Genomic DNA, 10,581 nt, shown 5'->3' with positions numbered 1-10,581 from the left:
AAACGGATAAACCACCCGATCAAAGCCAATCAGGCGATGATCGGGGGATAAATAAGCAAGTTTGCCAAAATTCGCGCTCGAAACAGGGGCGAGGAAAAATAATCAGGGGTTATTCAGAGCATCCTTAGAATAATTGTTAAAGAATATAATGATAGAAAGCTAGGTAAGTAGTCTTGTATATCATTGATCATATAGCAAATGAGTTCTTTTGCCCGAACCTCGTCGTTGGCGACTGACGTAAAACGGCCTATTCTGTTGAAAAACTATTTTTCTGGACTCCAATCGAAACGGTGCCTTCACCAAAGCCCCTACAATCGATTTTCAATCAATAGGGCAGGCCAAAACACCCCATGAAGTTGCTAGAATTTGATTTCCAAAGGAGTTTTTCAACAGAATAGGCCGTTTTGAGACAGTAAGAAGTTTAGAAGAACCACCTCATTCCAATGGTGCCCAGTTTTGTCCTGCACGGGGAGCCGTGTAGGACTCGAACTTAAAAATAGAGTTAACTGGTATCCCTAGTTAGCAACGACTGTTGCTTAATCTTCTGAGTAAACGACTCGACCGCGGATCATGACATCATCGCCAAGTACGCGGCGTTTGATGTCGGCCAGATGCAGGGCGTCATCCACACGCTCCACACCCAGACCGTTCCAGAGGCAGATGGCATCACGGCCACCGATCAGGATCGGCGCCTGATAGAGAATTAGCTCATCGGTGAATTTACCTTCAAAGAATGAGGCGTGCAGATAACCGCCCCCCTCCAGCAGCAGGTGCAGATAACCATCTTCAGCCAGATGCTTGAGGATCGCATCGAGTGAGCTTAACTTCTCAATCTCAACACCGGCCTCGCGCCACTTCTCGGTCTGTTCATTAGTGCTGCGCACATAAAAACGGGTAGCAGCAACATCAGAGAGCAGTTTGCTATCGGGATTAAAACGCGGGGTTTCAAAGCAGAGCACCACCCTTAACGGTGGTTTACCTTTCACCTCTACACCACGAACCGTCAGTGACGGGTTATCAAACTGCAGTGTGCCTGCACCAATCACAATGGCATCCACCTGCGCCCTGATGCCCTGGGCGTGCAGACGCGACTCCTCACCACTGATCCACTGCGAGCTGTGGGTGCGCGTGGCCAGTTTACCATCGAGTGAAATCGCCGCTTTGGCTGTGACGTAGGGGCGACCTGTGCGCATATAGTGGAAAAAAGGCAGATTCAATTTATCAGCCTCTTCGGCCATAAAGCCGCCAATCACATCGATATGGGAGGCGCTTAACACCTTGCCACCACCGGCCATCTTCGGGTTGGGATCAGAGGAGGCATAGAGCACGCGCGCGATGCCTGAGCTGCGAATGGCATCGGTGCAGGCAGGTGTGCGGCCATGCGCAGAGCACGGCTCCAGCGTCACATAGAGTGTGGCATCCCTGGCCTTCTCACCGGCATTCTCAATGGCCATCGCTTCGGCATGCGGGCCACCGGGAAACTCATGCCACCCTTCACCGACAATGAGTCCATTTTTGACCACCACTGCACCGACACGCGGATTGGGATGCGTGGTACCGATACCACGGCGGGCCAGTTTGATCGCCTGCCGCATAAAGATTTCATGATGTGCCCGTTCAAGCTCGCTTAACATCTGATGAGAATGATCCTTTCTATTTTCCAAATCAAGTCGAAAAAACCTAGGGATGCTCTGAAAAAGTCAGAGCATCCGTGCAAGCCATTGATGGCTTGCCAAAATCATGCACAGTAAGTGCTTGATTTTGTAAGCGAAGGCAAAACCACGCTTTTGCCTTCGCGTTCTGAAAAACCACATGGACGTAGTTTTTCAGAGCCCCCCCAGATGGCGAAGGGGTGCATCTTTTTATCACCATCTTTAGAGTCGCCCTATGCTGATTGTTATCTCCCCTGCCAAGAAACTCGACTTCAAAACCGCTACCCCGTTCAGTGATTTTACGCTGCCGGATCATCTTGACCATGCCGCAGAGCTGATTGCCGTGATGCAGGAGAAGGACAGCTTTGAAATTGCCGATCTGATGAAGCTCTCCATGAACCTGGCCGATCTGAATATGCAGCGTTTCCAGCAGTGGCACACTCCGTTTACACCTGAGAATGCCAAACAGGCGATCTTTGCCTTCAGCGGTGATGTTTATCAGGGGCTGGATGCAGACTCTCTTGATAGCAGTGCGATCACCTTCATGCAGAGCCATCTGCGCATCCTCTCAGGCCTCTACGGCACACTGCGCCCGCTTGATCTGATGCAGCCCTACCGACTGGAGATGGGCACCCGCCTTGCCAATGCGCGCGGCCGAAGTCTCTATGAGTTCTGGGGTAATATTATTACCGAGAGTCTCAATGAAGCGCTGGCCGAACAGGGTGATGACATGCTGATCAATCTCGCTTCAAGCGAGTATTTCAGTGCGGTGAAAACGGCCAATATCAAAGGGACTATTATCACACCGGTGTTCAAAGAGCTGCGCAAAGGGGCTTACCGCATCATCAGCTTCAACGCCAAAAAAGCGCGTGGATATATGAGCCGTTATATCATCGAAAACCAGCTGAGTGATCCCGAAGCACTTAAAGCATTTGATGTGGCCGATTATCTGTTTAATGCAGAGCTCTCATCAAGCAATGAGTTCGTGTTCACCCGATAAGAGAGTACTGCATCATCTCTGATTTAAGCCGACGCATTCAGGCGTCTGCCTCTACCTTTGTCAGTTCAACAATCAGATCCATCCGGGACACTTCATCAAGCTCCGGATGCGCAGTTTTCAACCACAAATAGAGCCTCTCCACACAATATTTGTTACACAGATGTGGCCGCAATGGGTTCAGCGCATAACAGCACTGATGATCTGAAGTCCTGAACTTGCAGTTAGCAATTTTTTTCGTCTCTTCAGGTGGTTGTATATCCATATCCATCCCGTTTCCGCCTCATCAATTGATGGGGAGTATAGATGTAAGAAAGCTGGAATTATCGTGAACTATTTCACATAGAGCCATTATATCCTCGCAAACAGGTTATCTGACTCTGAAGAGCTTAAATCGTTCGATGCCGCAGCTAAAACATCGAACCGCGAATGCACGCGAATTAACACGAATACGAGTGACAGTATTGGTGAAGTATCTTTAAATTCTCGGCTCTGAAGTGACCTGCCTCCAAACTCCATGAAGCAAACAGCAAAGGGCGCAGCTTTCGCTACGCCCTTTAGATTAAACAGACTGTCGATTAAGCAGTGGCAGCAGCCAGTGCCTGATCGATATCGGCAAGGATATCATCGATATGTTCGATGCCGATGCAGAGACGCAGCATATCAGGCGTTACACCTGCGGTGACCAACTCGGCTTCACTGAGCTGACGATGCGTGGTTGAGGCCGGGTGTGCCGCCAGCGATTTGGTATCACCGATATTCACCAGCCGTTTGAACAGACCGAGTGCATCATAGAACTTCTCTGCCACCTCAAAACCACCTTTGACGCCGAAGGTAAGCAGCGCAGATGGTCGGCCATTGGTGTATTTCTGAGCCAGCGCATGATACGGAGAGTCCTGCAAACCACCGTACTGCACCCACGCCACATCCGGGTGCGCCTGCAGATGTTTGGCAACGGCAATCGCATTATCGCAGTGACGCTCCATGCGCAGGGTCAGGGTCTCAATACCCTGCAGGAGCAGGAAGGCGTTCATCGGGCTCAATGCAGAACCGGTATTCCGCAACGGCACGGTTCGTGCGCGCCCGATAAACGCGGCAGGGCCAAGCGCCTCGGTATAGACCACACCGTGATAGGCCGCCTCAGGCTCATTGAGCATCGGGAAGCGTTCAGCATGCTCAGCCCACGGGAATTTACCGGAATCGATAATCATACCACCGAGTGAGTTGCCGTGACCGCCCATATATTTGGTCAGTGAATAGACCACAATCGATGCACCATAATCGATCGGACGAATCAGCGATGGGGCAACCGTATTATCAACAATGACCGGCACACCGTGTTTGTCGGCCATGGCACAGATCGCTTCAATATCAACGATATTACCAGCCGGATTACCGATCGACTCGCAGTAGATCGCGGAGGTTTTGTCATCAATCAGCTTTTCCAGTGCGGCAGGTGAGTCATCCTCGGCAAAACGCACATCGATGCCCTGACTTGGCAGCATATGGGCAAACAGGGTGTAGGTGCCGCCATAGAGCATCGGAATGGTGACAATATTGTTACCGGCTTTGGCAATCGTCTGAATCGCATAGGTGATCGCCGCACTGCCTGAGCTGACTGCGAGTCCGGCAATACCGCCATCAAGCTCCGCACAGCGTTTCTCCAGCACATCGGAGGTGGGGTTCATGATGCGGGTATAGATATTGCCGGGCACGGCAAGATTGAAGAGGTCAGCACCATGCTGGGCATTATCAAATTCATAGGCCACCGTCTGGTAGATCGGTACAGCTACCGATTTGGTGGTGGGGTCGGTCTCATAACCGGCATGGATTGCAATCGTTTCTGTTCTCATCTTCTCTCCTTACATGTTGCCTGCATCAGGCAGTTCTGTTGTGTGAGCGTCGCCGCTCGAAATCTGTTTTTTCATACACCAGCCCCAGCCAGTTATTCACAATCGACTTGGCTGTATCGCGCCAGGTGTTATCCAGTAGTGGCTCAAGATGCGCCTCAGGAAAAGGCGGGGGTTCGACAGCCTCTTTTAACGCATCAAGCAGCTCCTGTTTGTAATGCTCGGCAATAGCGATGGCATCTTCACAGAAGTAGTGCTCCGGCAGTGGTGGATAATCATCACGCTCACCGAATTTAAAACGGCACACCTCGCGCTTATACTCTTTAAGCAAACTATTGGTGTCATACTCGGGATGCCCCTGAAAATAGACAAGGCTGAACTGATCAGGGCTGACGGCCATATGCACTCCGGCAACATCACTATCGATCAGAATGGTGAGACCTGCCCGCTCCAGCGGCTCGCGGTGAATGGCGTTAAAGCGTGAGTGCGGCACATCAAAGCGGGTATTGATATCACGCAGCAGCGGATGCTCCTGATGTTTGATGCGATGCGGATAGACACCCCACAACTTACTCCCCATCGGCTGGCGCTGTATATGGTAGAGCTGTTGAACCAGCGCATGCGTAGCCAGACAGGAGCAGAGTACGGAAGTGACACTCTCCTGAGCCCAGGCCACCACCTCTTTGAGTGGCTCCCAGAACGGCTCCTGATCCAGTGAGGGGTTGGAGACGTTGGCACCGGTGACAATCAGTGCATCCAGCCCCATCGCCTTGATCTCATCAAAAGTGTTGTAGTAGTGGTCGATATAGGCCTGACTCTCTTCACTGCGAGGCAGCCCCTCAACCGTAAAAGGGTGCACATAGAACTGTACGATCTGATTACAGCTGCCGACCAGCCGCATGAACTGGATCTCGGTGGCGATCAGGGCGGCATCGGGCATCATATTCAGCAGTCCGACATGCAACTCGCGAATATCCTGATGCAGCGCCTGCTTCAGTGTCAGCACCTTCTCACCGCGCTGACGCAGCTTCTCGAATGCAGGTAGTGCTGTATGCTCAACCAGCGGCATAAATGAAGCCCCCTCCCTCAACTGCCTCGCAACAGAAGCGAAAGCAGAATGACAGGCTAGATTTTTTTATGCTTCATGGAAAGTCATGAACATCGGATTGCCAGAGTTTCTAACTCATCGTTCTCTGTTCATCGCTGAACAGCGTTGAGCTTTCATGGTCGCTAAAACAGCGCACGGAGCTATCCTTGGGATGCTCTGAATAACTGCATCCGTGAAGGTATTCAGCAGGTAAAGGAGGCGGATATGCAACAGCGCATCGGATTTATCGGGCTCGGCATTATGGGGCAGGCTATGGCGGCCAATATTCTCAAGGCGGGATACGGACTGACGGTTTATAACCGCTCCAGCCACAAGGCAGAAGCTTTAGCTGCTGCCGGTGCCACGCTTGCGCACTCACCAAAAGAGCTGACTGAACGTTGTGAGATCATCATCCTGATGCTAACCGGCCCTGAGGCTGTGGATGCTATCCTGCAGGGTGAGAACGGAGTGCTGGCCAGTGAGTGCAGCGGCAAAACTGTAATCAATATGAGTACCGTGCCACCGGCCTACTCCCGCCAACTGAATCAGCAACTTGAGTCTTATGGTATCACAGCAATAGATGCGCCGGTCTCCGGCTCAAAGATACCTGCAGAGCAGGGAACACTGGTGATTCTGGCCGGTGGCGATGAAGCTGCAATCAAGCAACTCGAACCGCTGCTGCTGAGTATGGGAAGCGGCGTGATCTACTGTGGTGAAGCAGGCACAGGTTCAAGCATGAAGCTGGCAATCAATCTGCTGCTCGGCACCATGATGGCGGGGTTGGCAGAAGCCACGCATCTGGCCGAAGCCTCAGGGCTGGCGACAGAGACCTTTCTCAAGGTGGTGGGTGCTGGTGCGCTGGCCTGCCCGCTTTTCAAGATCAAAGAGCAGATGCTGATTACAGACACTTATCCACCACAGTTTCCTTTCCGGCACATGGCTAAAGATATGCAGTATGTCCTGCAGGAAGCCAGTCAGAACGCTGTTTCACTGCCTGTGGCCAACAGACTTGCCGGGCTGTTTGACCCGCATGCACCCGATGCGCTGCTCGATCAGGATTTTGCCGCCGTTAAAACGCTGCTGAAATAGGCGCAATGCGGACTGTTGCGCCGCAAATCCGCAGGAGATTCGCCTGCAGCTGAAAACACAAATTGACCGGAGACGATTGTAGGGCATGCTGCGCATATGCCCCATTTAGTTCTCATCGACGGACCCAATTACGTATTTCGCGCCTTTCATGCGGTGCGCCACAACCTCACCAATTCCAGAGGCGAACCGACCAATGCCGTATTCGGTTATGTGCAGATGCTGCGCAGCATTCTCAAGGATCTTGGCCCTACGCATGTGGCGGTCGCTTTCGATCCCAAGGGTGGCACCTTCCGCAACCAGATGTATGCCGACTACAAAGCGCATCGACCACCGATGCCGGAGGAGTTGGCTGCACAGTGGCCCTGGGTCCATGACGTCACCGATGCCTTTAATCTCAACCGTATCTGCATTGAGAACTACGAGGCCGATGATGTCATCGCCACGCTGGCCAGGCAGGCAGAGGCCAAAGGCTGGGATGTCACCATTGTCTCCACCGATAAAGATCTGATGCAGCTGGTCAGCGACAAGGTCTGGATGCTTGATACCATGAAACGGGTCGAATACGGCGCCGATGAGGTGAAAGAGAAGTGGGGTGTTGGCCCCGATCGCATTCAGGATCTTCTGGCGCTGGCCGGTGATTCGGCCGATAACATCCCCGGCGTTCCCGGCATCGGCCCGAAAACTGCCGTACAGCTGCTGGAAGCCTACGGTGATCTTGAAGGTGTGCTCAGCCATGCACCTGAAATCAAACAGAATAAACGCCGCGAAAACCTCATCGCGTTTGCCGAAGATGCCCGCCTCTCCTATCGGCTGGTGGCACTTAACTATGAAGCACCGGTCGATGTGGCACTGGATGACCTCGCCGTGGCAGCACCTGACCGGGAGCGGCTTAGCGAACTCTTTACACGTCTGGAGTTCCGGCGTCTTCTGGCTGAATTTGATGATGGCAAGGAACCAGCGCCAGTGACCTCTGAAGAGGTTCACACTGCTGAAGATAAACCTGTAGAAGCACTGGTCGTTAACCGCACCGATATCGTTGTCGATGATGAGCAGAAGCTGGATCAACTTATTCATGCACTAAGCAGCGCAGAGCTGATTGCCATGGATACAGAGACCACATCACTGCGCACCCATGATGCTGATCTGGTTGGCCTCTCTTTTGCCGTGCAGGAGGGGGTGGCCTACTACATCCCTGTCGGCCACCGCGCGGCTGATCTGCTGGAGCCAGCTCCCAGACAACTGCCACTGGCAAGCGTGCTCTCGGCACTGCAACCGATCCTTGAGGACAGTAGCAGAGCCAAGTGTGGCCATAACCTGAAATATGATGCGCAGGTGCTGCGCCGGGCCGGTATAAATCTGGCCGGCATCAAGGCCGATTCGATGCTGCTCGCCTACTGCCTCTACCCGGCCAAATATGCGCCGAAGATGGATACCGTAGCTGAAGATTATCTCGGATATAAGTGCATCAGTTTTGAGGATGTGGCGGGTAAAGGTGCCAAACAGATCTGTTTTGATCTGGTGCCGCTGGCCAGTGCCATCCCCTACGCCTGCGAGGATGCCGATATCAGCCTGCGCCTTAGCCGATTGCTGAGCAAGAAACTGAATGATGAGTCACGGCTGCCGCGCCATGATGAGATAGAGCTGCCGCTATCACGTGTACTGGCCGATATGGAGTGGCGCGGCACGCGCATTGATGCGGCCAAACTGGCCGAACTCTCGCTCCGTTTCGGTGAGCGCATCAATGCGCTGCAGGGCGAAATCCATGCCGCAGCCGGTGAGGAGTTCAATATCCAGTCACCCAAACAGCTGGGTGAACTGCTGTTTGAACGACTGGGCATCGCCGGTGGCAAGAAGACCAAGTCAGGCCAGTGGGCTACAGGCCAGGAGGTACTGGAGAAACTGGCTGATGAGCATGAGGTGCCGCGCCTGATTCTTGAGGTGCGCCAACTCTCCAAACTCAAATCGACCTACTCCGATGCCCTGCCAAAACTGATCCATCGTGACTCCGGCCGCGTGCACACCTCCTTCAATCAGGCGATCACCACCACCGGCCGCCTCTCCTCCTCCGATCCGAATCTGCAGAATATTCCCATCCGCAGCAGCGAGGGGCGTGAGATCCGCAAAGCCTTTATTGCCGAGCCTGGCAATCTGCTGATTGCTGCTGACTATTCACAAATCGAACTCAGACTGATGGCGCACTACTCTCAGGATACAGCGCTGTGCAGCGCCTTTGCCAAGGGTGAGGATATCCATGCCGCCACCGCCGCGGCAGTGAATGATATCGCTCTTGCTGATGTAACAGGGGAGATTCGCAGACGTGCCAAAGTGATCAACTTCGGCATCCTCTACGGCATGAGCGCCTTTGGTCTGGCCAAGCAGCTTGGTATCAGTCGTGGCGAGTCACAGGCCTTTATTGAAACCTACTTTGCCCGCTATCCAACTGTGCGTGCCTTTATGGATGACACACTGGAGAGCGCACGCCAGCTGGGTTATGTAGAGACACTGCTCGGCCATCGTGTTTATGTGCCTGAAATCAATGGCAAAAATGGCATGCATCGTGCTTATGCAGAGCGCACAGCGATTAATGCACCACTGCAGGGCTCGGCGGCTGATATTATCAAAGTGGCGATGATCAACCTGCACAGGCGTCTGCATGATGAGATGCCCGCAGCAGCCATTACTCTACAGGTACACGATGAACTGATTGTTGAGGCTCCTGCTGCAGATGCAGAAAAAGTTGCTACACTCATGAAAGAGACGATGGAATCCGCCGTGCAGCTGCATGTGCCACTGATTGTTGATATCGGCATGGGCAGCAGCTGGTATGATGCCCATCAACTTTAGGGAGAATATAATATGCCTGATCAGGCCGCCATTGTTGCCATCATCCTCGCGCTGCTTGTCGCAGCGGTATTAATACAGCTCTTACGCAAGAAAAAAGGCAGCAACAAAGGTGTGCAACCTGATATGCTACCGATGATGCAAGCTACTGCAGGAGAGCTCAGTGTGGTTGAGCAGTGCTGCCTGCAGACTCTGCAGCAGGTTGCCGGAGAGGAGTATCATGTTCGCAGCAAAGTGGCACTCTGCGTGGTTGCCAGCAGCCACAAAAAAGATTCACAACTACTTTTGGACTTTGTGCTGTTCAGCAAAAAGAGCAGCAAAGCCGCCTGTGTCATCCAGCTTCAATCAGCTGCCCAGCGTGATGAATCCGGTGCCGAGCAGGCACTGCTCAAGGCTGGCATAAGACTTTACCGGCTGCCGCGCAAAAGCAGCTACTCCATCTCCAGCATAAGGCAGCTGCTTGACAGCTATCTGGAAAAACCGGCTGCCACGCCGGATGAGATGATTGCCACCATCTCAACCAAAGCCTTCCGGCAGTGTAAAAAATGCAAGTCTCCGATGGAGTTGAAACGCGCCAGTGCCGGCCCGCATACAGGCATGCTCTTCTGGGTCTGCGCAAAGTACCCCGAATGCGCCAGTGTCGAGCTCTATACCGAATAGCCTCATGCCATCGCAAAACATTTTCGCAGACATCCCCATCGACCTGCCTGATGAACTGACCACCACCCTTGCCAGCCACACCAACCTCCGTATTGAGAGGATCGTTTCGCAAGGGCAAATATCACCGGAGGGGTTCTGGTACGATCAACATGAGGATGAGTGGGTGATACTTCTACAGGGAGCCGCAACACTGCAGTTTGAAGACCGGGCCTCTGAGTTGAAACTCTCAGCCGGAGACTATGCCCTGATCCCGGCGCACAGAAGGCATCGGGTCAGCTGGACCACACCGCAAGAGAAGACAATCTGGCTGGCTATCTTCACCTCTCAAGCCATGCATAGCGGAAAATAGCATTGTGAAAAATATCCTCTTTTTGCAGAGACTGTTTCACTAGGATATGGTGCGTT

The 10,581-nt window shown here is 52.9% G+C and carries 8 protein-coding genes; 5 read left to right on the top strand and 3 right to left on the bottom strand.

What is annotated here, in order from left to right:
- Window positions 1–536 precede the first annotated feature (536 nt).
- Complete coding sequence (gene ribD / locus F3F93_RS11465) at window positions 537–1,634, bottom strand: bifunctional diaminohydroxyphosphoribosylaminopyrimidine deaminase/5-amino-6-(5-phosphoribosylamino)uracil reductase RibD (RefSeq protein ID WP_176959324.1); 1,098 nt, start codon at window positions 1,632–1,634, stop codon at window positions 537–539.
- Between the two features lie 253 nt (window positions 1,635–1,887).
- Between ribD and yaaA the strand changes: the two genes are divergently transcribed.
- Entirely contained in the window at window positions 1,888–2,652 is a 765-nt protein-coding gene (gene yaaA / locus F3F93_RS11460) for a peroxide stress protein YaaA (RefSeq protein ID WP_176959323.1), read from the top strand.
- Between the two features lie 575 nt (window positions 2,653–3,227).
- On the opposite strand, the gene F3F93_RS11455 is transcribed toward yaaA, so the two are convergent.
- Both F3F93_RS11455 and F3F93_RS11450 read right to left on the bottom strand, forming a co-directional pair.
- Entirely contained in the window at window positions 3,228–4,502 is a 1,275-nt protein-coding gene (locus F3F93_RS11455; protein ID WP_176959322.1) for an aminotransferase class I/II-fold pyridoxal phosphate-dependent enzyme, read from the bottom strand.
- A gap of 25 nt (window positions 4,503–4,527) precedes the next feature.
- Window positions 4,528–5,568: a homoserine O-succinyltransferase gene (locus F3F93_RS11450; protein WP_176959321.1), complete on the bottom strand. Its 1,041-nt coding sequence runs from the start codon at window positions 5,566–5,568 to the stop codon at window positions 4,528–4,530.
- Window positions 5,569–5,811: 243 nt separating this feature from the next.
- Here F3F93_RS11450 and F3F93_RS11445 point away from each other — a divergent pair, with 243 nt between their 5' ends.
- From F3F93_RS11445 to F3F93_RS11430, 4 genes are all read left to right on the top strand, one after another.
- Complete coding sequence (locus F3F93_RS11445; RefSeq protein WP_176959320.1) at window positions 5,812–6,675, top strand: NAD(P)-dependent oxidoreductase; 864 nt, start codon at window positions 5,812–5,814, stop codon at window positions 6,673–6,675.
- Between the two features lie 96 nt (window positions 6,676–6,771).
- Window positions 6,772–9,519, top strand: coding sequence for a DNA polymerase I (gene polA, locus F3F93_RS11440; RefSeq protein ID WP_176959319.1), 2,748 nt, complete (start codon window positions 6,772–6,774; stop codon window positions 9,517–9,519).
- Between the two features lie 12 nt (window positions 9,520–9,531).
- Entirely contained in the window at window positions 9,532–10,176 is a 645-nt protein-coding gene (locus F3F93_RS11435; protein WP_176959318.1) for a DUF2726 domain-containing protein, read from the top strand.
- Between the two features lie 4 nt (window positions 10,177–10,180).
- Window positions 10,181–10,525, top strand: coding sequence for a cupin domain-containing protein (locus F3F93_RS11430; protein WP_176959317.1), 345 nt, complete (start codon window positions 10,181–10,183; stop codon window positions 10,523–10,525).
- Window positions 10,526–10,581 lie beyond the last annotated feature (56 nt).

It is taken from the genome of Mariprofundus sp. KV (genome assembly GCF_013387475.1).
GTDB lineage: Bacteria > Pseudomonadota > Zetaproteobacteria > Mariprofundales > Mariprofundaceae > Mariprofundus.
Note: the sequence above shows the minus strand (reverse complement) of the source record. Positions and strands in the feature narration are given on the sequence as shown.